This window comes from Flavobacterium rhizosphaerae (genome assembly GCF_046000445.1).
GTDB classification, from domain to species: domain Bacteria; phylum Bacteroidota; class Bacteroidia; order Flavobacteriales; family Flavobacteriaceae; genus Flavobacterium; species Flavobacterium rhizosphaerae.
In genome coordinates this window covers 1-25,249 of sequence record NZ_JBELPZ010000008.1, presented here as the reverse complement: position 1 = coordinate 25,249, position 25,249 = coordinate 1, and the positions used below count along the sequence as shown (strand labels likewise).

Annotated in this window: 23 protein-coding genes; 11 read left to right on the top strand and 12 right to left on the bottom strand. The window is 41.7% G+C overall.

Features of this window, described 5'->3' with window-relative positions; translation table 11 throughout:
- Positions 1–6: 6 nt before the first annotated feature.
- Together ABS766_RS09080 and ABS766_RS09075 are read right to left on the bottom strand one after the other, a co-directional pair.
- Positions 7–303 carry a DUF3098 domain-containing protein gene (locus ABS766_RS09080; RefSeq protein ID WP_408084826.1) on the bottom strand — a complete coding sequence of 99 codons (297 nt, stop codon included), beginning with the start codon at positions 301–303 and terminating at the stop codon, positions 7–9.
- 46 nt (positions 304–349) lie between these two features.
- On the bottom strand, positions 350–1,222 hold the full coding sequence (locus ABS766_RS09075) for a cell division protein FtsX (protein WP_408084825.1): 873 nt from the start codon (positions 1,220–1,222) through the stop codon (positions 350–352).
- Positions 1,223–1,364: 142 nt separating this feature from the next.
- On the opposite strand from ABS766_RS09075, the gene ABS766_RS09070 reads away from it, so the two are divergent.
- From ABS766_RS09070 to ABS766_RS09060, 3 genes are all read left to right on the top strand, one after another.
- On the top strand, positions 1,365–4,352 hold the full coding sequence (locus ABS766_RS09070; protein ID WP_408084824.1) for a leucine--tRNA ligase: 2,988 nt from the start codon (positions 1,365–1,367) through the stop codon (positions 4,350–4,352).
- Positions 4,353–4,506: 154 nt separating this feature from the next.
- Positions 4,507–5,217 carry a hypothetical protein gene (locus tag ABS766_RS09065; RefSeq protein WP_408084823.1) on the top strand — a complete coding sequence of 237 codons (711 nt, stop codon included), beginning with the start codon at positions 4,507–4,509 and terminating at the stop codon, positions 5,215–5,217.
- 124 nt (positions 5,218–5,341) lie between these two features.
- The gene (locus ABS766_RS09060) at positions 5,342–6,046 is read left to right on the top strand and encodes a zinc metallopeptidase (RefSeq protein WP_408084822.1); all 705 of its coding nucleotides are present in this window, start codon (positions 5,342–5,344) and stop codon (positions 6,044–6,046) included.
- 57 nt (positions 6,047–6,103) lie between these two features.
- Here the strand turns inward: ABS766_RS09060 and ABS766_RS09055 are convergent, their stop codons facing one another.
- Positions 6,104–6,574 carry an Lrp/AsnC family transcriptional regulator gene (locus ABS766_RS09055; protein WP_408084821.1) on the bottom strand — a complete coding sequence of 157 codons (471 nt, stop codon included), beginning with the start codon at positions 6,572–6,574 and terminating at the stop codon, positions 6,104–6,106.
- A 227-nt stretch (positions 6,575–6,801) separates the two neighbouring features.
- Here ABS766_RS09055 and ABS766_RS09050 point away from each other — a divergent pair, with 227 nt between their 5' ends.
- Both ABS766_RS09050 and ABS766_RS09045 read left to right on the top strand, forming a co-directional pair.
- The gene (locus ABS766_RS09050; protein WP_408084820.1) at positions 6,802–8,907 is read left to right on the top strand and encodes a hypothetical protein; all 2,106 of its coding nucleotides are present in this window, start codon (positions 6,802–6,804) and stop codon (positions 8,905–8,907) included.
- Between the two features lie 84 nt (positions 8,908–8,991).
- Positions 8,992–10,494, top strand: a complete 1,503-nt coding sequence (locus tag ABS766_RS09045) for a hypothetical protein (protein WP_408084819.1) — start codon at positions 8,992–8,994, stop codon at positions 10,492–10,494.
- Between the two features lie 58 nt (positions 10,495–10,552).
- Here the strand turns inward: ABS766_RS09045 and ABS766_RS09040 are convergent, their stop codons facing one another.
- Positions 10,553–11,923, bottom strand: coding sequence for a saccharopine dehydrogenase family protein (locus ABS766_RS09040; RefSeq protein ID WP_408084818.1), 1,371 nt, complete (start codon positions 11,921–11,923; stop codon positions 10,553–10,555).
- Positions 11,924–12,033: 110 nt separating this feature from the next.
- Here ABS766_RS09040 and ABS766_RS09035 point away from each other — a divergent pair, with 110 nt between their 5' ends.
- Both ABS766_RS09035 and ABS766_RS09030 read left to right on the top strand, forming a co-directional pair.
- Positions 12,034–12,420 (top strand): DUF423 domain-containing protein, encoded by a 387-nt coding sequence (locus ABS766_RS09035; RefSeq protein WP_408084817.1) that lies wholly within the window; start codon positions 12,034–12,036, stop codon positions 12,418–12,420.
- A gap of 145 nt (positions 12,421–12,565) precedes the next feature.
- On the top strand, positions 12,566–13,423 hold the full coding sequence (locus tag ABS766_RS09030) for an SDR family NAD(P)-dependent oxidoreductase (RefSeq protein WP_408084816.1): 858 nt from the start codon (positions 12,566–12,568) through the stop codon (positions 13,421–13,423).
- 33 nt (positions 13,424–13,456) lie between these two features.
- Here ABS766_RS09030 and ABS766_RS09025 read toward each other — a convergent pair whose 3' ends face one another.
- Positions 13,457–14,206, bottom strand: a complete 750-nt coding sequence (locus ABS766_RS09025) for a uroporphyrinogen-III synthase (RefSeq protein ID WP_408084815.1) — start codon at positions 14,204–14,206, stop codon at positions 13,457–13,459.
- 19 nt (positions 14,207–14,225) lie between these two features.
- A complete protein-coding gene (locus ABS766_RS09020) occupies positions 14,226–14,891 on the bottom strand; it encodes a DUF4271 domain-containing protein (RefSeq protein ID WP_408084814.1) in 666 nt (221 codons plus the stop codon).
- A gap of 106 nt (positions 14,892–14,997) precedes the next feature.
- On the opposite strand from ABS766_RS09020, the gene ABS766_RS09015 reads away from it, so the two are divergent.
- Genes ABS766_RS09015 through ABS766_RS09005 form a run of 3 tightly spaced genes read left to right on the top strand, consistent with a single transcriptional unit; the run spans position 14,998 to position 17,518 of the window.
- Positions 14,998–15,720, top strand: coding sequence for a polyprenol monophosphomannose synthase (locus tag ABS766_RS09015; RefSeq protein ID WP_408084813.1), 723 nt, complete (start codon positions 14,998–15,000; stop codon positions 15,718–15,720).
- Between the two features lie 6 nt (positions 15,721–15,726).
- Positions 15,727–17,067 carry a dihydroorotase gene (locus ABS766_RS09010; protein WP_408084812.1) on the top strand — a complete coding sequence of 447 codons (1,341 nt, stop codon included), beginning with the start codon at positions 15,727–15,729 and terminating at the stop codon, positions 17,065–17,067.
- Positions 17,068–17,083: 16 nt separating this feature from the next.
- On the top strand, positions 17,084–17,518 hold the full coding sequence (locus tag ABS766_RS09005) for a DUF4296 domain-containing protein (RefSeq protein WP_408084811.1): 435 nt from the start codon (positions 17,084–17,086) through the stop codon (positions 17,516–17,518).
- Positions 17,519–17,522: 4 nt separating this feature from the next.
- Here the strand turns inward: ABS766_RS09005 and ABS766_RS09000 are convergent, their stop codons facing one another.
- Positions 17,523–18,530, bottom strand: coding sequence for an NAD-dependent epimerase/dehydratase family protein (locus ABS766_RS09000; RefSeq protein WP_408084810.1), 1,008 nt, complete (start codon positions 18,528–18,530; stop codon positions 17,523–17,525).
- A gap of 118 nt (positions 18,531–18,648) precedes the next feature.
- On the opposite strand from ABS766_RS09000, the gene tyrS reads away from it, so the two are divergent.
- On the top strand, positions 18,649–19,953 hold the full coding sequence (tyrS, locus tag ABS766_RS08995) for a tyrosine--tRNA ligase (RefSeq protein ID WP_408084809.1): 1,305 nt from the start codon (positions 18,649–18,651) through the stop codon (positions 19,951–19,953).
- A 50-nt stretch (positions 19,954–20,003) separates the two neighbouring features.
- On the opposite strand, the gene ABS766_RS08990 is transcribed toward tyrS, so the two are convergent.
- From ABS766_RS08990 to ABS766_RS08970, 5 genes are all read right to left on the bottom strand, one after another.
- Entirely contained in the window at positions 20,004–21,641 is a 1,638-nt protein-coding gene (locus ABS766_RS08990; RefSeq protein WP_408084808.1) for a sulfatase family protein, read from the bottom strand.
- Positions 21,642–21,725: 84 nt separating this feature from the next.
- Positions 21,726–22,706 (bottom strand): LuxE/PaaK family acyltransferase, encoded by a 981-nt coding sequence (locus ABS766_RS08985; protein WP_408084807.1) that lies wholly within the window; start codon positions 22,704–22,706, stop codon positions 21,726–21,728.
- A gap of 77 nt (positions 22,707–22,783) precedes the next feature.
- Complete coding sequence (locus ABS766_RS08980) at positions 22,784–23,626, bottom strand: T9SS type A sorting domain-containing protein (RefSeq protein ID WP_408084806.1); 843 nt, start codon at positions 23,624–23,626, stop codon at positions 22,784–22,786.
- Positions 23,627–23,765: 139 nt separating this feature from the next.
- Positions 23,766–24,644 carry a T9SS type A sorting domain-containing protein gene (locus tag ABS766_RS08975; protein ID WP_408084805.1) on the bottom strand — a complete coding sequence of 293 codons (879 nt, stop codon included), beginning with the start codon at positions 24,642–24,644 and terminating at the stop codon, positions 23,766–23,768.
- A 115-nt stretch (positions 24,645–24,759) separates the two neighbouring features.
- A complete protein-coding gene (locus ABS766_RS08970; RefSeq protein WP_408084804.1) occupies positions 24,760–25,095 on the bottom strand; it encodes a T9SS type A sorting domain-containing protein in 336 nt (111 codons plus the stop codon).
- Positions 25,096–25,249: the final 154 nt, after the last annotated feature.

Here is a 25,249-nt window from a genome sequence, read left to right as displayed (position 1 = left end):
TAGCGGTTATTTGGTGTTTTTAAAATTTTTGATTTCTTTATCTTCAGGAAAATTTTCTCCTTTTTGGTTGTGTGGGTTTTTAAGTATGGCATAAATGGTAATACCAAAGCCAATAAGCACCACGGTTGGCGCAAGGCGTATCCTCCTGAAATCAAAAATAGCATCGCTGAAAACATTAGGGTCATCGCTGCCCCCACCACTCATTAATATAAAACCAAGTGCAATAACAGCAAGGCCTATAAGCAGTATTTTATAATTGAGCTTTTCAAAAAGAAAATGTGTTTTTAATTCGTTATTTTCCATAATAGCCGGTTTCAGGTTTAAAGTTTAACGTTTTTAAAGTTGGGGCTTAATACAAATCGTCCGTCCTCAGGTTTAAAAACCTTTGTGTGGCAAAAAATGTGCTTATTGCTGCTATAACAATACCAAATAAAAGCACTCCTGCCATTACAATGGCTGTTGGCTGCCAGTCTTTTAAAATGTTTAGAGCCGGGAAAACCTCATCTAAACGGTATATAAGGTAAGCCAGCACAATAATAGAAAGCAATGCCCCAACAATTCCCAGTTTTATACCTTTCCAGATGTAGGGCTTGCGGATAAATGCTTTTGTTGCACCTACCATCTGCATGGTTTTTATGGTAAAACGGTGTGAATAGATAGAAAGGCGCAGCGCACTGTTAATGAGCAGCATGGCTATTAATGCCAGTATGCCGCTTATTATTAATACCCAATATGAAATTTTCTTGATATTTTCATTAGCAAGCTCAACCAGTACGTTGTCATAGGTAATATCGCCTATGGCGGTTTCAGACCTCAGGTCTATTTCAATTTTCTTAATGCTGTCGCCCTGCACATAATCGCTTTTTAAATGGATGTCATATGAATCCTGCAACGGATTTTCATCCAGCAGTTCTTCATAATCGCCCATAATATCGCGGTTATTTTGCGCGGCATCTTCTTTAGAAACAAATTTGTAATCCTTTATATAATCAGATTTGCCCAAACGCTCGCCAAAAGCCTTCATAACATCTTCATCGGTGGTGCGTTTAAAATAAACGGTCATGGGTATATTTTCTTTAACATACCCCGATATTTTACCGGTATTAACTACAAAAAGGCCCAATGCCCCAAGCAGGGTGAGCACAATAAAAATACACAGTATTACCGAGAAATATGATGATAAAACCCGCCTATGCTGGAATTTTTCAAAAGATGATGCCATATATTATGGTGAATTAAGGTGTAAAAATAAATAAAGTATTTTGTTCGGCATAGTTTATAACGCCCAAAGTTTCTACATTCGTACAATAAGCTTAAATTTGCGCTTCTTAATAACTTTCAAACCCTAAGACCCTTAGCTTACTATGAGGTATAATCATAAAGAAATTGAGGCCCGCTGGCAAAAATACTGGGCAGAAGAAGGTACGTTTCGTGCCGAAGATATATCTGATAAACCTAAATATTATGTGCTCGACATGTTTCCGTACCCAAGCGGGGCGGGCTTGCATGTGGGCCACCCGCTGGGGTATATAGCCTCTGATATTTATGCGCGCTACAAACGCCACCAGGGCTACAATGTACTGCATCCGCAGGGGTATGACAGCTTTGGGCTGCCTGCCGAGCAGTATGCTATACAAACCGGGCAACACCCCGCGATTACTACCGAAACCAATATTAAACGGTACCGTGAGCAGTTGGATAAAATTGGTTTTTCTTTTGACTGGGACAGGGAGGTGCGCACCAGCAACCCCGAATATTATAAATGGACACAGTGGATTTTTATTCAGCTCTTTAACAGTTGGTACAATAATGACACCAATGCTGCGGAAGATATTGCAACCCTGGTACAAAAATTTGAAGTTAACGGAAATGCAGGGGTTAATGCCGCGTGCGATGACAATATACAAACCTTTACTGCCGGAGACTGGAACAGCTGGAGCACTGAGGCGCAGCAACAGATGCTGCTTAAATACCGCCTTACATTTCTGGCAGAAACTGAAGTGAACTGGTGCCCTGCATTGGGAACAGTATTGGCGAATGATGAAATTGTAAACGGTGTTTCCGAAAGGGGAGGCCACCCGGTTATCCGTAAAAAAATGACTCAGTGGAGCATGCGCATCAGCGCCTATGCTGAGCGCTTGTTACAGGGGCTTGAAACGTTGGACTGGACTGAATCGCTTAAAGAAAGCCAGCGCAACTGGATAGGTAAATCGGTTGGGGCGAGTGTACGTTTTAAGGTTAAAGGGCATGATGACGAGGTAATAGAAGTATTCACCACGCGCCCTGATACTATTTTTGGGGTAACGTTTATGACGCTGGCACCGGAGCATGATTTGGTGGCTAAAATTACTACACCGGAACAAAAGGCCGAAGTAGAAGCCTATATAGAAGCTACTGCAAAACGCAGTGAGCGCGACCGTATGGCAGATGTGAAAACCATATCAGGTGCGTTTACCGGTGCCTATGTCGAACACCCTTTTACTAAAGAGCCAGTGCCGGTTTGGATTGGCGACTATGTGCTTGCCGGTTACGGTACAGGCGCTGTTATGGCGGTACCTGCGGGCGACCAGCGCGACTATGATTTTGCAAAGCATTTTAACATTGAGATAAAAGATATATTTGACGGCGTTGATATTTCTGAAGAGGCTTTTGGAAGTAAAGACGGCGTAAAGCTTAAAAACTCTGATTTTCTTGATGGGATGGATTATAAAACGGCTACCAAAAAAGCTATTGAAAAGCTTGAGGAAGCCGGGCAGGGCAAGGGTAAAACCAACTACCGCCTGCGCGATGCCGTGTTTAGCCGCCAGCGTTACTGGGGCGAGCCGTTCCCGGTGTATTATGTAAATGGCCTGCCGCAGATGATTGCCAAAGAGCATTTGCCTATACGCCTGCCGGAAGTGGAAAAATACCTGCCAACCGAAGACGGGCAGCCACCGTTGGGCAACTCACGTGAGTGGGCGTGGGATACTACCCAAAACAAAGTAGTAAGCAATGATAATATTGATAATGTTTCGGTATTTCCATTAGAATTGAACACCATGCCGGGCTGGGCGGGCAGCAGCTGGTACTGGCTGCGCTATATGGACCCGCACAACAGCGAGGCATTTGTATCTCCTGCGCATGAGGCCTACTGGCAGAATGTGGACTTATACATTGGCGGTAGCGAGCACGCCACCGGGCATTTGCTGTACAGCCGTTTTTGGAACAAATTTTTAAAAGACCGTGGCTTTGTACACAGTGAGGAACCTTTTAAAAAGCTGATTAACCAGGGAATGATATTGGGAACGGTTGCATACTATCCATATGTGGTTTATACTGTAGCTATATATGTGATTGGGTCTGATTTTACTCAAAACATTCAAATTCCAGTTAATGTTTTTCATAAATGGTCTGAAGTAAGCCCAACAAATATAGAAGAGTTTTTTAAAGATACAATAGATGAAGAAAGATTAAAACAGGTTGTATTAGATCATTTAGAAAAGAAGCCTGTTGATCAAGTAACTGTAGAAATAGTAGGAAGGTCATTTGATAAGACGCCTAAGAGAATTCCTTATATTGTAATCGATCCAATAACATATGAAATAGATTTTGACAAGCTTCGACAAGATTCAACATTCGCATGGTCATTTAATGTTTCAGAAGGAAAACTTTATGCAACAACTGACATAGGTAAAATGTCTAAAAGCTGGTATAACGTAGTAAACCCCGATGCTATTTGCGAAGACTATGGTGCCGATACACTAAGGCTGTATGAAATGTTCCTCGGGCCATTAGAGCAGGCCAAACCATGGAATACTGCGGGTATTACGGGCGTGTCCGGCTTCCTTAAAAAATTATGGAAACTGTATTTTGATGATAACGGGCTTATTGTAACCGCAAACCCGGCCAGTAAAGAGGCGTACAAAATACTTCACCGTACCATTAAAAAAGTACAGGATGATATAGAGAATTTCTCTTTTAATACTTCGGTGTCATCGTTTATGATTGCAGTGAATGAGCTTACCGCCATCAATTGCCATGAGCGTGTAATATTAGAGCCGCTTGCGGTTATCATTGCGCCGTATGCGCCACATATTGCCGAGGAGCTTTGGCACAGGCTGGGGCACCAGACGAGCATCAGCAAGGTGCCATTCCCGGTGTTTAACCCGGAGTATTTGGTGGAAAGCAGCAAAGAGTACCCGGTTTCCTTTAACGGTAAAATGCGTTTTAAAATAGAGCTGCCTATGGATATGGCTGTAAAAGATATAGAAGCCACTATTTTAGCCGACGAGCGTACCCAACAGCAACTTGGCGGCAGGGAGCCTAAAAAGGTTATTGTAGTACCGGGCAAGATTATTAACATAGTAGGATAAACTATAAATTATAATTGTGAAGAGGGCTGCCTGACGGCACCCCTCTTTTTGCTTATTATGTTACTAATAAAATTTAAAATACTGTCCCAATCGTACAATTTTTGGGTAGGGTGCAGTACTATATTTGGTATAGTTTTAAAACATATCTTATACCATGAAAAAAATAATTTTTGTAACTGCACTACTGTTTGCCTGCGGTGTTTCGGGATATGCGCAGGAAAATACAGTTGAAGAAACAACCGCGGAAGATGCTTATGAAAGCACAAGCCTTATAATTTCGGCAGGGGTTGCTTCTAACACCAGCCCCGAGATTAACCAAAACCTTAAGTTTTCCGGTTTGCCGCAGCTTAATACCACCTCATTTTTACTGGGCATTGGGTATAATGTCACATCAGAAAAGGTACTGATGGATTTTGAGTGGGAAACGGCATACATGAATGAGAAAAAAACGGAAACTGACCGTGTGCGCACCATATCAACCGGGGCTGTTTTACGCATTCATTATATTCCCTTACGATGGAAAGATAAACTGGTTTCGGGTGGTTTAGACCTGGGGTACATGTATAACCAGGCCGATATTTACAGCCGTGGCAGGGTTATAGACTTTAATAACCTTAACCCTTCTGCCTATACCGGGCACCTGAGCCTGTATAATAATATGTTTTATGTGGGGCCTTCTGCATCGTTTGGGGTGTGGCAGGGCAAAGGTAGCGGTATGCGCATTGTAACGGGGTACCGCTGGGGTTTTGGCGGCAAATGGAAATCAGAATTTGCAGCCATAAACAATACAGTGAAAGAAAACGGCACCGGGCAGTTTTATGCTAAAATAATTATAAACCTGGGCAGTTTGCATTTTGGCTCATAAACACCATGTATTGACTTGTTTGTTACCTGTAACAATACTGACATAATTTCATTACCAAAGCCAGTCGTATAAGATTGGCTTTCTTTTTGCTATACGTTTAATAGTTAATCAAAAACGTAAAAAAATGTTTGCAGGATATTATATATTAATCATAATAATTGGTATTGCCAGCTATGCTGTTGGGGCAAAGCTGAAAAGCAAGTTTGAGCATTACTCTAAAGTGCATTTGCGCAATGGGATGAGCGGTGCGGAAATAGCTACTAAAATGCTTCAGGATAACGGTATTTATGATGTAAAAGTTATTTCTACCCCCGGCCATTTAACCGACCATTACGACCCTACAAAGAAAACCGTTAATCTTAGCGAAGCAGTATACAACCAGCGCAATGCCGCTGCTGCTGCCGTAGCAGCGCATGAGGTAGGACATGCCGTGCAGCATGCCCAGGCTTACAGTATGCTGAAATTCAGGAGCAGTATGGTGCCAGTTGTAAGTGTATCTTCAAGGTTTGCACCCATGCTTATATTTTTAGGCCTGATAATGGGGGGTATGGCACAGGTCGGTGTGGGTTGGTATATTGCCATTGCCGGGTTGGTAATGATGGCTGCTGCAACCTTATTCAGTGTTATTACCCTTCCCGTAGAATATGATGCCAGTAACCGTGCGCTGGCCTGGCTAAAAAATAAAAACATGCTGGCCCCGCAGGAGTATGATGGCGCTAAAGATTCGCTTAAATGGGCGGCCCGCACTTATGTAGTAGCTGCTATAGGCGCAGTTGCCACCTTACTATATTATGCCATGCTTATTTTAGGAGGGCGTTCCAGAGATTAAGACACTATTATAAAATATCTAAGCCATGCATTTGCGTGGCTTTTTTTATTTAAACCGTTAAAGCTGTATCTGTCGTTCTATCTGTTGATCCAATGATATAAACGTTTCTGTACGCGATACCCCGTTAATAGGCTGTATTTTACTGTTGAGCAGCTGCATAAGGTGTTCATTATCGCGGCAAAGTATTTTTATGAGTATAGACCAGTTTCCGGTGGTATAATGGCACTCTAAAACCTCTGGCACTTTTCGTAATTCCTTTACCGCTTCGGGGTTGCTTATGGCTTTGTCCAGGTAAATGCCTACAAAAGCCATAGTGCTGTACCCTAATACTTTTGGATTTACCACAAATTTAGAACCCGCAATTACTCCCGCCTGCTCCAGCTTGCGCAGCCGCTGGTGTATGGCTGCGCCCGATATGCCTATTTTTGCCGCTATCTGCAATATGGGCTTTCGGGCATCTTCCATAAGGTAACGTAATATCTCCTTATCAATGCCGTCAATTTCAATTTGCAACTGATTTATTTTCATGTGTTACATATTTATTATAAAAATACATTTTTGATTGTAATTTAATACTAATACGTGCATTAAATTTTAATAGCTACCTGTTAAACAAAAAAATAGCTGTAATAATATTCATTTAATAACTAAATGGTTGATTATTACCTGTTTTTAATAAACAGGTAATAATACTCATGGGGCAACGCAACAATGTGAGTAGTTTTATGACATCCAACTTAAAAATTATTAATATTATGGAAACAAAAAGTAAAAGTGAGCCGGTAATGGGCTCAGCAGCAGTTGAAAACACAAACAGTGGTTTTCATTTCAGGACTCCGGCCGACATTAAGGACTTTGGGGCGGGAACCAGTGAGCAGGCAGAGATGGACAGCCTGTGGAGCGCCAATTTAGATGGCTTTACCCAACAGGGCATGCTAAGCAACCGCTGGAATACCTCTAACACCCCGCCAACCACCAATTATTACAACCCGGTGCAAAACAACCCCGCAAGTACTGTGATACCAGTAAATTGGTCTGCTTTTCCGGGCAGGCTGGCGTATAACTACCCCACTGCTACCCAAAGCCAGCTAAATGAAATGGCCGATACCGGCGCGATGTCTGCGGTAATGAAAAATCCGGCGGATATATCAAACAACCCATGTGGTACTGCAACGGAGGAGGTGCCTTATTTTCCTTACGGCCCAAGGGGCTGGCAGGATGAATATTGTGAATGGGCTGTAACCCGTAACAGTGCCGGAAAAATTACCCGGATAGATTTTACCTGTGAAAACCCGGAATATTGGAACAGCCTGTGGATGGTTAACCCCGATAGAGTGGTACAACTATACCAGCAGATACTTAACAAACCACAAATTACAATACAGGATTTAAGTTTGCCCAATGCGGCAAATCCGGTTACGGGCGGGCCTGTATATAACCCGCTAAATAAATGGAATAGCGGTACGGTTTCTAACAGTACACAGGGGGGCGCCATTCACCTTACCAGTACGCCAAATACATTACAAACTGAGATAGGCCTTGCCACAGCGGCTACTGTACAACGCAATAACCGGGAAACAGGCAACACGTTCTGGCCTTCGTCACAGTTTAACGATTTACTGTGTTATGCCCAGTATGGCCAACGCGACCGCAACAGTGACCCTAATATTGGTGGCAATGTAAACCAAGTTGTAAATGGCGCTTCAGTCGGAGGCCCTAAGGTAGTAACCCTGGCGGACCCACCGGGACTGTATATACAAATGCCGGATTTTAGCAACTATCAAACACCGGATGGAACTCCTGCTTCTAAGTTCTGGAGAATAGTACGGGGTTCTGAAACCCTTAATGACCAGAGTGGTGCTAAATTGCCTGGTAATTTTATTTTACATGCCGTGTTTGAAGTGCCAGATAATTATCCTTATACTGTGGAGGATATAAAAATAAGCGGGCAAAATATAGCATGGGGCTCTCAGGTGGCGGCTACCTTTAAAATGCAGATTGTAGCAAGCGCCTATGATGCTACCAGCCAGCCACAGGGCTATGATGCGGTGGGCGACCTTAGCCCATCGTATGCGCAGCCGCTTCAGTTTTTTTATAAAGATTATTTTGAGGCCATGTATAACACTGCTGTGCCCAACCCGGTAAACCACCCTATACCGCTGCTTAGTAACAGTACCTACGTGCCTTCGGTATTGTTCAGGTCGGCTAATAACCTGCAGATGGTGCTTACGTGCGATACCCGTAACGTAACTCCGGGGGATGCTTCTACTTACCCCACAGTATCTTTTGATGACACTAATATAACAGCTGTTGTAAATGATGTAAAAGAGGTGAGCTATGCCGTACCGGGCAATAGCCAGCCTTCTACCTACAAGGCTTTATATTTAACCGTAAATGTGGGGCTTGCCACAGCAATAGGGCCACGTGCTGTTTTTGTTACTAACAAAGGCCAGGATAAAGGCACTCCCATGCCGGCTTTGTTTAATGTAGCCCCAACCATCGTGCGTGCTAACATTAAATGGCAAAACACCGGGGTAAATGTTACTGCCGGTACACCGGTAGCCATTACTTACCAAAGTGGTTTATGGACTGCCAACCCGGAGTTTAAAAACTTATACGATGCTGCCGGGAACCCTCTTAATATTAAAGCCAAACCTGGCTACACGCTGCCCGGTGCCAATGAAGGCGCACTTGTTGGCAGGGTAGGTGGAGAGGTGTTTTTAGTGGGGATGGGGGCCAGAGTACCCGGTGGGCTTTCAGGAGCGCTGGAATTGTGTATTAACGATGACCTTAACGGAATTTACGGTGCCGGCTTTACTGATAATATAGGCAGTATAACTGTAGCAATTCACATAGGGTAACCTGTAATAAATAAAAGGGGGTATAGTAATAATGGTTCTGTACCTATAATTAGCCCCCTTTTTTATTTATTAAAACACCAGCTTATGAAATCTTCACATTCATATAGAAAGCCTGTATGGCTGTTAGTTGTATTAATTGCAATTATAGTTGTTATTGCTGTTTTGGTTACTAAATTTTCAGGCAGTAATAATGTTTATGCAGCAGTTAGTACCAGTAGTGCCCAATCATGCGATTGTAAATCTCCTACTTCGCCTTATATTGTTAAAATCAATTTTAATAATGCAGTGCCGGGAGATCTTTTGAGCTTTAATAACCAGGCTATGGCCGATTGTTTTGCCTGGCAGGAGTTTATAACCTTAAACTGGCCGGTAAATGAATCTGCCGGTTTTGGCAGCCCCGGCGATACAAACCCAGTACAATGGGAAACCTATATGCCGAGGGAAGTGCTTTTTCCTGATGGAGGTACTGCGCCGCCCGCGTGGGGTACTTTAGTTTCTGATGAGTATAAAAGCCTTTTTAAATCTCAGAATTTATTGATGGATAGAAAGCACACAAAACTGCTCACTTTTATAAGTAAAAAAGCAGATAATGGCGACCAGCAGGTTAATTTTACCCCAAACCAGGCCGCCCCTTCTAATAAGCCAAGCTGGCTTGGTGCGCAAAACAGCACCAATGTGTGGTATGAAATTTTGCTCAATAAAGATTATTATGATTATATAGTAGCTAATGGGTTTTATAATGCCGCCACACAGCATGAAAGCGTTAGCAACGGTAATCCCATAAACTTCCCTATGGGGCAATATAACGGCGCGGTGGGCGCCATTGAGTTAAAAGCCTCATGGATGGAAGTTACCGATGCTTCGTCTCCTAAATGGAAACGCTATAAACTTTCTTCGGCAGTGGTGCTGGACCCTGCAACCCATACGTTGCGCAACACAACCGTAGCGCTTGTGGGGCTGCATATTTTGCATAAAACCCAAAACCAGCCCACATGGGTATGGGCCACTTTTGAACAGGTAGATAACGTGCCCGGATCATCAACGCCGCCTTCGGGCTATAACTTTTATAGTGATGATTGCCAGCCCCGGCAGGTAACCATACAAACGGCTACTGGTAAAGACTCTGTAGTAACTGTTAGCGCCACGCCAAATACGCCCCCGCCGTTTTATCTGGGGCAGGCTGCCCCGGTGCCTATACAGGCAAAAAGGGTTAATGCTATAGATCCTGTAGATGCGGTACCTATAAATACCCTGATGCAAAACTCAATAAAGCAGTATTACCCGGAATCGGTTTGGCAGTATTACCAGCTGGTAGATGTAATATGGTCGCAGCAGCCTCAAAAAAACCTTACACAGCCTGTTTTTGTGCCGAGGCCGCTTAATACGGCATCAATGGTTAGCGGGGCACATGTAGTGGCTAATGCTACTATGGAAACCTATGTGCAAAACACTACCTGTTACAACTGCCATATGTATAGCACCATAGCACCTTACCCGCCAAATTCGGTTAATGATACCATATTCAGCGATTTTAGCTTTGCTATTACATTTGCTAAGTATAGCGGGGCTGCACCTAATTTAAAATAATATTTAACTAACCCTAAACTATTAGCAGGCTACCATTAGGGTAGCCTGCTAATTTATATCAACCATTTACGTTTTGGGGATTATAGCCCATATAAGGCACCTCATGCTCAGTAAATATAATGCCGTTTTGTTTAAGCTCTTTTAAAATGGGGGTATATACCTCACGGCTTATGGGTAGGTGCACACCGGGGGTTGTTATTTCACCGTTTAATATATGTAGTGTTGCCATGGCTACAGGCAGCCCTACGGTTTTTGCCATAGCGGTATGTACCTGGTCTTCTCCCGTGCATACCATGGTGGCATCTACCTGTTTTTTAATACCATCAAGCTCATAGCCAATTTTATGGTACATTACAATCATATCCTTATCGTCTGGGCTTAAAGACCATTTATCCGAAAGTATTTTTTCAAGTATCTGTGCCGGTGTGGCGTTGCGCAGGCCTACAATTTTATCAGGGTTAAAAAGGTCCAACTCAACGAGTTTTTCCCATTGTATATCATCCTGGTCAATTTTTAATATATGGCGTAATTTCAGTTCTACGGAATCGGTTGGGTGGTACGGCAAAAATGCATTGATGAACTGGCGATAACTCATGTTTTCGCTGTCTTCCATTATATAGCTGTCATCAGTCATGCCCAGTTGCACAAACATATTCCAGGACCGGCTAAAGCCCACGCGGCGCAGTGTGCCGCGATATAGCGTAAGGGCATTATCCAACCCGTAAACGCTGCGGTATTTTAACGAATCGCGGTTAGCATAGCCCTCAAAACGGCCATAACCTTCTACTTCCATAAATTCTGTACGGCGAAACAGTTTGTTATAAGGTATGTATTTATAATTGCCTTCCTGCATAAATTTTGCTGCGCCACCCTGTCCGGCAAGTACTACATTACGAGGGTTCCAGGTAAATTTATAGTTCCAAAGGTTGGTGTCACTTTCCGGCGCTACCAGCCCCCCACAAAACGATTCAAATAAAATAACCTTTCCGCCTTTATCCCTAATGTCATTAATCACTTTCATGGCGCTCATATGGTCTATACCAGGATCAAGCCCAATTTCATTCATTAACACCAAGCCTTTTTCGCGGGCGGCTTTATCCAGCTCCTGCATGGCCGGGCTTATATAGCTTGCCGTTACCATGTGTTTGTTTAAAGCAACACAGTTTTTAGCCACCTCAAAATGAAGGTGTGCCGGCAGCATTGATATTACAATATCTGCCTTGCTAATTTCTTCTATACGCTGGGTTTCATTAAAAATATCAAATGCTACGGGCCGGGCACGTTTGTGGCCCCGGCATTTGCGCTCTGCTAACTCGGCAGAGAGGTCGCCAATGGTAAGTGTTATGTTTTCCTGTTCTGATTTTTGTAATAAATATTCTATAAGTGATGATGAAGAGCGGCCTGCCCCGATGATCAATATGTTTCTCATAAGGTTTGAAATATAACACGAAGTTAGTGAAATGTTATATTTTTTAAAAGCTTCCGGCGAAATAATACTGCCGGCTTTTTGTAATTTTACCAGAAATTAATATTATAGCAATGAATAGAAAAGTAATAGCTACCGCTGCTTTTTTTGGTTTTACAGGTATTATACTGGGGGCTTTTGGCGCGCACGGACTTAAAAAAATTGTAACGCCGGAGCTGGTTGCCACTTTTGAAACCGGGGTGCGCTACCAGGTATACCACGCCCTGTTTTTGCTATTTATAGGGTCTACCGCCTTACTGGCCGATAAAACAAAAAAGGTTATACTGGCATTGGTTGTAGCGGGGGTAATTTTATTTTCGGCCTCAATTTACCTGTTGGCATTAAATGAGCAGCTCAACTTTTTTGATTTTAAGAAAATAGGCTGGGTTACCCCAATAGGCGGGCTTGTGCTTATTATTGCCTGGCTGATATTATTTATTAATGTGCTAAAAAAGAAGTAGTAATTTTTTTTTACAACTATCAGCTGCCGTAAGGCGGCTTTTTTTGTTTCATAAAGTAATACTAATTAACATACGGATTTTCAGTTATGTATTATAATTTTAATAGCCTTGTTAGATACATTTACTAATTATAAAATTATTACTTATGAAACGACTGGAAGGAAAAGTAGCAATAGTTACAGGAGGCGCTACAGGCATTGGCGAAGCTATTTGCAAGAAATTTGCAGCTGAAGGCGCTAAAATTGTGGTGGCAGGCCTGCCGGATGACCCTGTAGATGAAGTGGTTAATGAAATATCAAAATTAGGAGGTGCTGCCGTAGCCTTTAAGGGCAATGTTGGGGAGTTTAAAACAGCAAAAGATTGTGTGGCACAGGCCGTAAAAGAATATGGTAAATTGGATATTTTAATTAATAACGCCGGGGTTTTTGTTGAAACTAATGAACTAACGGACTATTCGGAAGAATCATATTTTTATATGATTGAAAATAATATTACTACCACGTTTATGATGAGTAAAGCCGCTTTGCCCGAACTGCAAAAAACAAAAGGTAATATAGTTGCAGCAGGGTCTGAAGCGGGAGTATTGGGTATACCTCAAAATGTTGCTTATGGCGGTACCAAAGCGTTTATTATTGCCTTTATAAAAGGGCTTGCCGCAGAGCAGGCTGCTTATGGCGTGCGTTGCAATATAGTGGGTCCGGGCCCTATTGATACGGCCTGGACACATAAAGAAACCGGACCTATGAATGGTAAAATGGAAAAACTAAACATGCAGGCTACGTTAATGGGCAGACGTGGCACACCCGAAGAGGTAGCTAATGTATACTTGTTTTTAGCATCGGATGAAGCCTCTTATGTTACCGGTGCCCTGTATATGGTTGATGGTGGTATTACCATTGCCAAAGGCCCCGCAGGCGATCAGGCCGATAAATCATTTAAAAGCGAGCCAGAAGGCGATATAAAACTACAGCATGAGTTTGAGGGCCACACCTCAATACACTAAACAAAAAAAGCTGCCTGTTAGGGCAGCTTTTTTTTATTTTACTTTGTTAACCTCATTAATATATTTTTCAAGCGCCATAGTCATACTTGGGGTCCCCGGGGCGGGTGCCATAATATCTATACGCAGGTTGCTTTCCAGCGCTTCTTTTTGGGTAGTGCTCCCAAATACCGCTATGCGGGTATCGTTCTGTTTAAAGTCAGGAAAGTTTTTAAATAATGATTTTATCCCGGTAGGGCTAAAAAACACCAGTACATCATAATACACATCCTTAAGGTCGCTAAGGTCGCTCATTACAGTGCGGTAAAAAATACCGGGCGTCCAGTTTACCTTCAGGCTGTTTAGTGTTTGTGGTACATCGTCATTCAGCTGGTCCGAAGCCGGTAATAAAAACTTTTCGTCTTTATATTTTTTAATAAGTGGCGAAAGGTCTGCAAATTCCTTCTGGCCTACATATATTTTACGTTTGCGGTATACAACATACTTTTGCAGGTAAAAGGCAACAGCCTCGCTCTGGCAAAAATATTTAAGGGTTTCAGGTACTTTAAAGCGCATTTCTTCAGCTACTCTGAAAAAATGATCTACAGAGTTTTTACTGGTAAGGATGATGGCCGTGTAGTTGGTAAGATCGATTTTTTGCGCTCTCACATCTTTTGCGCTCACACCCTCAACATGGATGAACGGCCTGAAATCAACCTTAATCTTCAGCTTGTTCTGGATTTCAAAGTACGGTGAATTTTCTACTTTAGGCTCTGGTTGGGAGACCAAAATTGTTTTCACTTTCATAGGTGGTGTTTTCTTATAACTAACGTTTTGTAAACCAATAATACAGGAAATAATAGGGCGCTATTTCAAGTGCGCAAAGATACAAAATAAAATAGAAAACTTTGCCAATTATTAATTTTTGGAAAATCCTCAATGAAATAAGGTATGAGCCGATGATGCCACCGATGATAACCCCTGTAATGATACGTATTATTAGTATGTTGCTAACATCATTATAAAATAAAAACACGTTTACCGGTAATAACAGCAAAGCGGCATAGGTGCGGTAATTTACTTTTATCAGGTTAAACTGCTCATTAAACTCCTCTATTTTAAAAGATGTAGCAATTATTTTCTCTAAAAGGTATTTACACAGTATAAAAACCGCAATAAAGGTTGAAAGCCGCGCAAAAGTAACCCAGTTGGTTTTGCTGGCCAGGTTAAAGTAACTAAGCAGTAGCTGGCAAAAAAAACCAAACGAAATAACCTGTACTATAAAAAATGATATGGTAAAGCTGTCGCCTAAATTGCCGCTTTCTTTATAAATTTTGTTATATTTATCTGAGTAAGCCAGTTTCAAAAACTCAGAAAAACGGTTTTCGGAGAATGCTTTGTTTATGGCGATAACAGCAAAACAAAGTATAAAAACTATTGTTGCCCAGTCTTTTCCGCCGGTAAGGCGTTCGTTAAATACCATTTCTCCCATAACTGCAAAATTAGCATTTTTTTGTCCCGGCTTAATTAATTATACTTTAATTGTATATAACCACGTTAGAAATACATTATTTTTGCATCCTGAAAATTTAAATTGCATGGCCGCCGGTATAGTAATAATCCCTACATACAACGAGATAGAAAATATTGAGGCTATTGTAAGGGCTGTTTTTTTGTTGCAGACACCATTTGATATACTAATAGTAGATGATAATTCTCCCGATGGCACTGCCCAACGGGTGCGTGAACTGCAGGAGGAATATGCGGGCCGGCTTTTTTTAGAAGTAAGAACAAAAAAAGCAGGGCTTGGCACGGCTTATGTTTATGGTTTTAAGTGGGCTATACGCCATAAGTATGAATTTGTCTTTGAGATGGATGCCGATTTTTCGCACAATCCCAAAGATTTGGAGTTTTTGTACGAGGCCTGTAATAAAGGCGCAGATTTAGCTATAGGATCCCGTTATGTAACAGGGGTAAATGTGGTAAACTGGCCGCTAAGCAGGGTGTTGATGTCTTATTATGCATCGGTATATGTGCAGCTGATTACCGGGATGAAGATAAATGATGCTACTGCAGGCTTTATGTGCTACCGCACAAAAGTGCTGGAAAGCCTGAACCTTGACCGTATTAAGTTTGTAGGGTATGCTTTTCAGATAGAAATGAAGTACCGTGCTTATGCCAACGGATTTAATGTTGTTGAGGTGCCTATAATTTTTACTGACAGGACAAAAGGGCAGTCTAAAATGAGTAATGCTATAATAAAAGAAGCTATTTTTGGCGTGATTTCGCTGAGGATAAAAAAAATGCTAAACCGACTATAAATATAGATGAACAGGATATTAATTAAGAATGCCCGGATTGTAAATGAGGGGACTATTTTTGAAGGTGATGTTTTTATAGAAGACGAATTTATTAAGGAGATTGCCGAAAGCATAAGTCCTAAATTTCCGGATGTAAAAATAATTGATGCCGAGGGCAGCTACCTTATACCCGGCGCCATAGATGACCAGGTACACTTCAGGGAGCCCGGCCTTACCCACAAAGGCACTATAGAAAGCGAATCTCGTGCGGCAATTGCCGGTGGTATAACCTCTTTTATAGAGCAGCCTAACACTGTGCCCAATGCCGTAACACAGGAGTTGCTTGAGCAAAAATACCAGATTGCAGCACAATCTGCCTATGCCAATTACAGCTTTATGATGGGCGGTACTAATGATAACCTGGAAGAGGTTATGAAAACCAACCCTGAAAACGTTGCTGGCATAAAATTGTTTTTAGGCTCTTCTACCGGTAATATGCTGGTGGATGATGAGGCTGTGCTTGAAAAGATATTTAGCAGCACCCCAATGCTTATTGCAACCCACTGCGAAGATGAAGCTACCATAAGGCAAAACCTGGAAAAATATAAGGCAGAATACGGCGATGATATCCCCGTTAAGTTTCACCCCGAAATACGGAGTGCCGAGGCCTGCTATATTTCTTCATCGCGTGCTGTGGCGCTGGCTAAAAAAACAGGCGCGCGCCTGCATGTTTTTCATATAAGCACCGCCAAAGAGCTGGATTTGTTTACCAATAAAATTCCGCTGGAGCAAAAAAAGATAACAGCAGAGGTTTGTATACACCACCTGTGGTTTACAGATGCTGATTATGATAAAAAGGGTTCGCTTATAAAGTGGAACCCTGCCGTAAAAACCGCTGCCGACCGTGATGCTTTATGGAAGGCATTGCTTGATGACCGTATAGATGTTGTTGCTACAGACCATGCCCCACACACTCTGGAGGAAAAGAAAAACCCCTATACCAGTTCACCCTCGGGCGGCCCTATGGTACAGCATGCTGTTGTGGCTATGTTTGAGGCACACCACCAGGGAAAAATATCGGTAGAGAAAATTGTGGAAAAAATGGCCCATAACCCCGCCAAACTTTTTAAAGTGAGAAACCGGGGCTTTATCCGCGAGGGCTATTATGCCGATTTGGTGATTATTAACCCAGGCCTGCCATGGAATGTGAAAAAAGAGAACATTTTGTATAAATGCGGGTGGTCTCCTTTTGAGCAGGTTAACTTTAAATCGAGAATTACCCATACCTTTGTAAACGGGCAGCTGGTATATAATAACTTTAAAGTAAAAGACATTCGTTGTGGCGAAAGATTATTGTTTGACCGGTAGTATAAAAAACCTTTTGTTGCTTGCAATAAGTGTTTTGGCAATAGCGTGCAGTGAAAAGCGCGAAGAGCCGGAGCATTTACTAAGCGAGCAGCAAATGGAAGATATTTTGTATGATATTTCTATATTGCAGGCCATACAGTCTTTTTCACCCAGGGTTTTGGATACCAATAAGGTAGACCCTAAATATTATATTTACCATAAGTATGATATAGACAGCGCCACCTTTACCCAGAATAATAACTACTATGCAGCAGACCTGGAGTTGTATGAAAAAATTGAGGACCGGGTTTTAGAGCGTATTTCTCAAAAGCGTGATTCTTTACGGTCAGTAAACGATTCTGTAAAGGCTATTGCCACTAAACCCGATACTGTAGTAACCAGTACCGGTAAGGCAAAAATAGACAGCATCCGTATGGCAGCCATAAAAAAGGCACGGGAATCAAAAAAATAAAACCTTATCCCTTTTGTTTTATGTATTCGCCTGCCACCTCTTTAAGGTAAGGCTGCATATCTATAAAAGAGTAGTTAAGCGCTTTTTTAATTTTTGTATTATCCAGGTGTTCGGTTTTGTAGGCTGTTTTAGCCATGTGGCGGGTAAGCATCCTTTTGCGCATCAGTAATTTACTCAACAGCCAGTCTATACGCCACCCCGTGGCCATCATAGGTTTTGTTGCATAAATAACCGGCCCGTGTTTACCCATACCTGCGGCAATAACGCTGAGCATAGTGTGCAGGTTTATGTTATCGGCTACTACAATGTAACGTTCGCCATTTATGTCGCTATCCATAAGCTGCACCATAATATTTGTTACATCTTCTACTGCTACAATGCCACAGGTACCTGTGGTATAAAAATACTGCCCCCTGCTAACCGATTTTAAAACCGCACTGCTGCCCTGTTTCCAGTAGCCATAGCCAAAAATAAGCCCGGGGTTTACTATCACCACTTTAAGCCCTTCCTGCCAGCCCCGCCACACTTCCATCTCTGCCCCATATTTGGTAATCTGGTAATCGCTGTGGTATATTTCGGGGTTCCATTCGGTTTCTTCGGTTACAATGCCGTTGGCAATAATAGGGTCACCCAAAGCGGCTACAGAGCTTACATGGCAAAATTTTTCTATCCCTGCGTTAAGGGCGCAATTAACCATATTGGCTGTGCCCTCAATATTTACCTTTCTTAGTGACTCTTCATCGGCAGGGTCAAAAGATACATTGGCAGCGCAGTGATACACATGGGTAATGCGTGTAAAGGCGTCTTCCAGAGAGGGTATGTTGTTTATATCGCCTTCAACCCATTGTATGGTAGTAAAGGCTTCCTGTTTGCCAAAATAGGCAAAAAGCTTTCGTGTTTTTTCAATATTTTGACGGGTACGGTAAAGTGCCCTTACGGGCACCGGCCCCTGGGCAAGTTTCAGTAGCAAGTGGCCACCCACCATACCGGTTCCGCCTGTAACTAATATCATAAAACAAATATAAGCAAAAGCAGGGCCTAAACCGTACCCTTATGTATTTAATACCTGTATTTACAAGATGATTTTAGTTAAGAATTAGTATTTTTGCCTCCGGATTTAAATAACTGATATGAAAAATTTTGTAGCCGAATTACAATGGAGGGGCATGGTGCACGACATGATGCCCGGAACAGAAGAACAACTCCTTAAAGAGATGACTACGGCCTATATCGGGTTTGACCCGACATCTGACAGCCTGCACATAGGCAGCCTTGTGCCTATTATCATATTGGTTCATTTATATCGCAGCGGTCATAAACCCATTGCTCTTATTGGCGGTGCTACCGGTATGATTGGCGATCCATCAGGTAAAAGCGATGAACGTAACCTGCTGGATGAAGAAGCGCTGAACAAAAATGTGGAAGGTATTAAAGCAGTGCTTTCTAAATTTCTTGATTTTGATTCGACAGAAAAGAATGCTCCGGTTTTGGTAAATAACTACGACTGGATGAAGGAATTTTCTTTTATAACCTTTGCCCGTGATGTAGGTAAACGTATTACGGTAAACTATATGATGGCGAAAGATTCGGTTAAAAAACGCCTTAGCGGTGAAGCCGGAAGTGGTATGTCTTTTACCGAATTTACCTACCAGTTGATACAGGGGTATGATTTTTACCACCTGCACAAAAACAATGGCGCTAAGTTACAACTGGGCGGTAGTGACCAGTGGGGTAATATTACCACCGGTACCGAACTTATCCGCCGGATGAATGATGCAGAAGAGAAAAAAGAAGCTTTTGCCATGACCTGCCCGTTGATTACTAAGGCAGACGGCTCTAAATTCGGTAAATCTGAAGGAGGTAATGTGTGGCTAACGGCCGATAAAACCTCGGTATACAAATTTTACCAGTTTTGGCTGAATACTACCGATGAAGATGCGGAGAAGTATATTAAAATATTTACCTTTTTAGATGAACCTACGGTTACAGCCCTGATTGCTGAACATAAAGAGGCTCCCCACCAGCGTGCTTTACAGAAAAAACTTGCTGAAGAGGTTACCATTTTTGTACACAGCCGCGAAGACTATGAAAATGCCGTAAAGGCTTCTAACATACTATTTGGCAACTCTAATGCAGAGGACCTGAAACAGTTGGACAGCGCTACTTTTTTAGAGGTGTTTGACGGTGTGCCACAGGCTGAGGTTACCAAAGCCGATATTGAAGATGGATTGGGAATTGTAGATGCCCTTAGTGGCAAAGGCGGCTTTTTAGCTTCTAACAGCGAAGCGAGAAGGGCACTCAAAGAAAATGCCATATCTGTAAACCGCGAAAAGGTTAAGGAAGATTATAATATTACAGCAACAGACCTTATTAACGGGCAGTTTGTACTGCTACAAAAAGGCAAAAAGAATTATTATATACTTAATGTGCAGTAAAAATGTACAAAAAGCGAAACGGCTGCCAATTGGCAGCCGTTTTTTGTTTATTACTTCATGGGGGTACCACGCATCCGTTCAAAATTTTTATAGGCATTGTCTACCTTTTCTTTAGGGGTGGTTTCAAACTCTTTTGCGGTAACTTTATATACGGTTTGTAAAGAATCCAGTGTTTTGTGCAGCTGCTTTTGCAGCGCGGCATATTTCGGGTCACTGTAAATGTTATGTTGCTCTTCGGGGTCTTCTTTCAGGTCATACATTTCCCAGCTGTCTATGTCGTCATAAAAATGCATAAGTTTGTAGCGTTTGGTGCGCACGCCATAATGCCTTTTTACCATGTGGAAGGCTGGGAAATCATAATAATGGTAATATACCGCATTACGAAAATCATCGTCTTTCATGGTTTTATCCAGCAATGGCTTAAACGATTTACCCTGCATATCTGCCGGTACCGGCACACCCACATAATCAAGGAATGTTGCGGCAAAATCAAGGTTTTGTGTTAGTGCGTTAACTTTCATTCCTTTTTCAATTTTACCGGGATACTGAATCATTAACGGCATTTTCATACTAATGTCATACATAAAACGCTTGTCAAACCAGCCATTTTCACCGGTATAAAAGCCTTGGTCTGATGTGTAAACCACAATGGTGTTATCAGTTAGGCCGTTGGCGTCAAGATAATCTAAAATACGGCCCACACTCTCGTCTACAGAGGCAATGGTTGCCATATATTCCTGCATATAGCGTTGGTATTTGTATTCTGCAAGTGCTTTACCATGCAGGTTCATACGGTGAAAAGCATCGTTTTTTGGGCGGTAGGCCTCGTTCCATATTTTGCGCTGCTCCGGTGTCATCCTGTCAAAATCATCTGTCCACGGGTTTGCAGCAAGCTCATCTGTGCCTTCGGCCTTACTTAGTTTCAGGTCGTGCCCCTCGTACATGTCCTCATAAATAGTCATTAACTGCTGCTGGGCTGCCAATTGCCCTTCATGCTTACTGAAATAGGTATCAGGCAACGGAAAAGTAATGCTATCGTACAAATGCAGATTTTTAAGGTGAGGCATCCAGTTGCGGTGCGGTGCCTTGTGGTGCACCATCATAAAGAACGGCTTACCTTTTTTGCTGTTTTCCTTTAGCCACGCCAGGCTTTTATCAGTAATTATATCGGTAGCATAACCTTCTACACGGGTGGTATCGCCATCTTTTATAAAGTCCGGGTTATAGTATTTGCCCTGGTCATCTAAAATATCGGCATAATCAAAACCGGTTGGCGAGCCGGAAATGTGCCATTTACCAATTATTGCAGTTTGGTAGCCGGCCTGTTGCAGGTATTTGGGCAGGGTAGGCTGGTTGCCGTCAAATTTTTCACCATTCATCCGGAAACCGTTTACGTGGCTGAATTTCCCCGTAAGCACTGTAGCACGGCTTGGCCCGCAAAGCGAGTTGGTACAGAAGTTATTAATAAAGAGCGCGCCATTTTTGGCAATACGGTCAATATTTGGTGTAGGCGCCAGTTTACTTATGGGGTGCCCATAAGCGCTTATGGCCTGCAAGGCATGGTCATCGGCCATGATGTAAATAATGTTCGGTTGGCTTGGCGGTGTAGTTTGTGCTATTTGTTTTTCTTCTTTTTTACCGCATGACACCAAAGCGAGTGCCGTGGCAAGCATAAGTAGTTTTTGCATGATAAAATGTAGTTCGGTTTTGCGTAAATGTACTACTATACAACAAAAAAGAAAACGTTGTAGCTACATCACGGCTACATCAAATTACATCACCATAAGGTTGCAACCCCTTATATCGCTGTTGTCAAAACGGCCTAATACTTCAAAAGTGTGATTGGGGTATTTTTTGCCAAGATCTTGTGTGGCAATAAAACTGCATGAATTTACATTGGCAAGATCAATTACATTTACTCCCCCGGTTTTGCCGTACCCTATATAAGTAAGTGCGTCTTCAGGATCGCGTACCAGAATATCCATCCAGGGCGGACATTCAAAAATACCATCGCCAAGCGAATAGGCCTGACTAAGCAGCTCTGTCATACCGTATTCTGAATGTATTTTGCTAACCCCAAAGCCATTGCACAATACATCATGTAATTCTTCGCGAATCATTTCCCTGCGTTTGCCTTTCATACCCCCGGTTTCCATAATGATAGTATTTTTCAGGGCGAATTTTTGTTTTTCAACCAGGTCGAGCAGCGCATAAGTTACGCCTATAAGTAATACATTCTGGCCTGATTTATCTAACGTTACGAGCTTTTGCGCAAGTTCATTATAATTGTGCAGGTAAAAGCCGCTATCAGGGTTATTGGAACTTTTAATAAGGTCGTCTACCATGTAGATTAATGACGAGCCTTCACGCTCCAGATAGGAGGGGAGTAGCGCCAGTACGGCATAATCTTCTATATTTCCATAAAATTGCGAAAATGCCTGGCGGAAACTCTGTTCATAAAAACTAAGGTCGGTTACAAGGTGTCTGCTGGTTATGGTTCCTGTTGTGCCGCTACTGGTAAATGTTTCTGCCACCGGACCGGCACTGCTTAGTACTTGGTGACTTTTAAAAAATTGTATGGGCAAAAAGGGTATATCCTCAAGGGCTTTTACATTTTGTGCATTTTTGTGCAGCAAATCACAAAACTCCCTGTAAATGCTGTTGTTTTCATACTGAAAGCGGAACACTTTTAAAGCCGCTTTATGAAACTCTTTTTTAGAGGATATAGTAAATATGTCTGACGTTGCAATCAATCCCGGATGTTTTGGCAAAATTACAAATAAAAAAGCACCGCGCCGGCGGTGCTTTAAAGTATATTTTTTGTTGTAACTTATTTTACAATAAGCTTGCGTGTAGCTGTTTTGCCACCTTCGGTAATTTTTACAATGTATACACCGGCATTAAGGGCAGATGCGTTAACAGTGCCTGTAGTTACCGTGTTTAGTACCTGTTTGCCTACAATATCATATATAGCAACTGTTTTTTCTGCATTGTTAGCAGAGGCAATGTTAAGCACGTTACCGTTTAATGGGTTAGGGTACATTGTAAGGCCTGAAATTTCATTGTTTTTAGTACCTGCAACGCTATTATCTACAAATGATAAATCATCATAGTAAATGTATCCGCCTTCGGCACCCGGAGCTTCGCGGTACGTACGCACCTGATACCTGAAGTGTGTAGCTGAGGCAGGAGCGGTGATTGTAATTACTTTGTTTACCCACTCAGCACTGTTTGTAGAGTATGAAAGGGTTTGATCATCATAACGTAATATTTGTGCATCATCGCTTAATGAATTATAATCTTCACCTACGTGTTGCATCCATGACGACCAAATTCTGGTTTTTGCCGTGTCTGAATTGTCAAGGTACCAATAGCTTATAGTGTATGAGTGCCCCGGAGTTACTTCTATTAAATAATCATATTCAATATATTGAGTAGAAGTTTGTGACTCATGCCTAAGTGAGCTGCCACCAGCTGTGTGTACTATTGTGTTTTCCTGAGTAACAAAATTATTTATGCTTGGAGAACCTGATGTACCGGTGTAAGGAGAAAAATTTTCAGGCTGGCCTTCTGTCCATGTTTCAAAGTCACCATTTTCAACCAAATTTGTCTGAGCGTTCATAGCCGTTGCACTTAATGCTGCTACAGCTAATAGAGAGTAAATTTTTTTCATATTGAAATTTTTATTAGGGTGTAAAAGTATAAAAAGTTATAATGACAGTTGTGTATTTTATGTTTCTAAATTGTTAGGTAATAGTACAAAAAAAGCACCGGCATAGCGGTGCTTTTAAAATATAGTGTTGATGTAAGTTTTATTTTACAACAAGTTTGCGTGTTGCAGTTTTACCATTTTCGGTAATTTTTACAATGTATACACCAGCATTAAGGCTTGAAGCATTAACTGTACCTGTTGTAACAGTGTTTATAACCTGTTTGCCTACAATATCATAAATAGCTACTGTTTTTTCTGCGTTAGCTGCAGAGGTAACATTTAATATATTGCCATTAAGTGGGTTAGGGAATAATTTAAGACCTTTAATGTTGAAATTTTGTGTAGCAGTGGTTTCTTCAGGGCTGTATGTGCCAAATGGTACAAGTGTTGAAAAAGCAGCTCCATCCTGGCAAAGGCCTTCTCCGTCAAGTGCACTAACACCTCCAAATGTCCAGTCAGTAGCATCAAAGTTAGCACCGGCTGCCTCTGTACCATTAACTCTATAAGCCCAAGAATCCAGGTGCTCCCAAGCTGTATCTGTACCGTCAACTCCTTCTTCACCATATTGGTCAACAACAGTCATGTCAGCAGTAACAATTATTCTAACCCTGTCATCACCGTTAATGTTTAAAGGTTGTGGCTCACCAGAACCGCTTGTGGTATATAATACGTGAGATTGAGGTATATCAGCAAACTCAGTGTAAAAAACGGTGTTATCATCAGCATTTACTACATAAATATAGTCATCTGTAACCGTTCCGAAAGACTCAAGGCTTAAAGTGTTACCCCATGTAGTGTTGGCGTTTGTTTGATTTTCTATTGAGTATTGAGAAAAATCTACAGTTCCATCAGCATATATTTCTATTGCTTTAGGATTACCGCCGGTACAATCACCATCAAGCATACCTGTAATGATTGGGGTTTGAGCAAATGTAAAGCCAGAAGTTAAGGCTAAACTTAAAATGTAAAGTTTTTTCATATTTGTTGATTTTATACGTTTTTATTCTCAACAAATATACTACTTATAGAATTTTTATAAAACTGTATTTGAGTAAAATTAAGGTAATTTTATTGAAAGGTTAACAATAACAAGGCTATCTTACAATGAGTTTGCGTGTAGCACTGGCATCACCTTCTTTAATTTTTATGATGTAAACACCTGCCGTAAGGTCTGAAATATTGAGTTCTTTTCCGCTAAGGGTTGCCATAAGCACCCTTTTACCAAGTACATCAAATATTTCTACTTCTTTGGTTTGGGCAAGTTTTGAAGTTATAAACACCCTGCCCGAATTTACAGGATTCGGGTAAATGTTCAGGCCCTCTATAGCTTCAGTAGCTACAGGTGAGGCTGTGTATTTTGTTTCCTGTGCCGAAATACCGGCAGAAAACAAAAAGAACATTAAGATAATATAAAAGTAATTTTTATTCATTCTGGTGTTTATGAGTGTAAATATAAAAAATTATTTCAAATACTGTACCAAATGTTAAAATAAAAAATAAAAATAAAGGGGCTGTCTCAAAAGGGACAGCTCCTTTTTTTTATAATCAATTCTGATTTCTCTTTATTTACTGATTTATATGTAT

Excerpts from the sequence above, each read along its gene's own strand:
- ABS766_RS09080 (WP_408084826.1), bottom strand. The coding sequence starts at position 303 with ATGGAAAATAACGAATTAAAAACACATTTTCTTTTTGAAAAGCTCAAT.
- ABS766_RS09040 (WP_408084818.1), bottom strand. The coding sequence starts at position 11,923 with ATGAGAAACATATTGATCATCGGGGCAGGCCGCTCTTCATCATCACTT.
- ABS766_RS09010 (WP_408084812.1), top strand. The coding sequence starts at position 15,727 with ATGAACAGGATATTAATTAAGAATGCCCGGATTGTAAATGAGGGGACT.
- ABS766_RS09015 (WP_408084813.1), top strand. The coding sequence starts at position 14,998 with ATGGCCGCCGGTATAGTAATAATCCCTACATACAACGAGATAGAAAAT.
- tyrS (WP_408084809.1), top strand. The coding sequence starts at position 18,649 with ATGAAAAATTTTGTAGCCGAATTACAATGGAGGGGCATGGTGCACGAC.
- ABS766_RS08990 (WP_408084808.1), bottom strand. The coding sequence starts at position 21,641 with ATGCAAAAACTACTTATGCTTGCCACGGCACTCGCTTTGGTGTCATGC.
- ABS766_RS09060 (WP_408084822.1), top strand. The coding sequence starts at position 5,342 with ATGTTTGCAGGATATTATATATTAATCATAATAATTGGTATTGCCAGC.
- ABS766_RS09020 (WP_408084814.1), bottom strand. The coding sequence starts at position 14,891 with ATGGGAGAAATGGTATTTAACGAACGCCTTACCGGCGGAAAAGACTGG.
- ABS766_RS09030 (WP_408084816.1), top strand. The coding sequence starts at position 12,566 with ATGAAACGACTGGAAGGAAAAGTAGCAATAGTTACAGGAGGCGCTACA.
- ABS766_RS08980 (WP_408084806.1), bottom strand. The coding sequence starts at position 23,626 with ATGAAAAAAATTTACTCTCTATTAGCTGTAGCAGCATTAAGTGCAACG.
- ABS766_RS09065 (WP_408084823.1), top strand. The coding sequence starts at position 4,507 with ATGAAAAAAATAATTTTTGTAACTGCACTACTGTTTGCCTGCGGTGTT.
- ABS766_RS09045 (WP_408084819.1), top strand. The coding sequence starts at position 8,992 with ATGAAATCTTCACATTCATATAGAAAGCCTGTATGGCTGTTAGTTGTA.
- ABS766_RS08975 (WP_408084805.1), bottom strand. The coding sequence starts at position 24,644 with ATGAAAAAACTTTACATTTTAAGTTTAGCCTTAACTTCTGGCTTTACA.
- ABS766_RS09050 (WP_408084820.1), top strand. The coding sequence starts at position 6,802 with ATGGAAACAAAAAGTAAAAGTGAGCCGGTAATGGGCTCAGCAGCAGTT.
- ABS766_RS09075 (WP_408084825.1), bottom strand. The coding sequence starts at position 1,222 with ATGGCATCATCTTTTGAAAAATTCCAGCATAGGCGGGTTTTATCATCA.
- ABS766_RS09025 (WP_408084815.1), bottom strand. The coding sequence starts at position 14,206 with ATGAAAGTGAAAACAATTTTGGTCTCCCAACCAGAGCCTAAAGTAGAA.
- ABS766_RS09035 (WP_408084817.1), top strand. The coding sequence starts at position 12,034 with ATGAATAGAAAAGTAATAGCTACCGCTGCTTTTTTTGGTTTTACAGGT.
- ABS766_RS08970 (WP_408084804.1), bottom strand. The coding sequence starts at position 25,095 with ATGAATAAAAATTACTTTTATATTATCTTAATGTTCTTTTTGTTTTCT.
- ABS766_RS09000 (WP_408084810.1), bottom strand. The coding sequence starts at position 18,530 with ATGATATTAGTTACAGGCGGAACCGGTATGGTGGGTGGCCACTTGCTA.
- ABS766_RS09055 (WP_408084821.1), bottom strand. The coding sequence starts at position 6,574 with ATGAAAATAAATCAGTTGCAAATTGAAATTGACGGCATTGATAAGGAG.
- ABS766_RS09070 (WP_408084824.1), top strand. The coding sequence starts at position 1,365 with ATGAGGTATAATCATAAAGAAATTGAGGCCCGCTGGCAAAAATACTGG.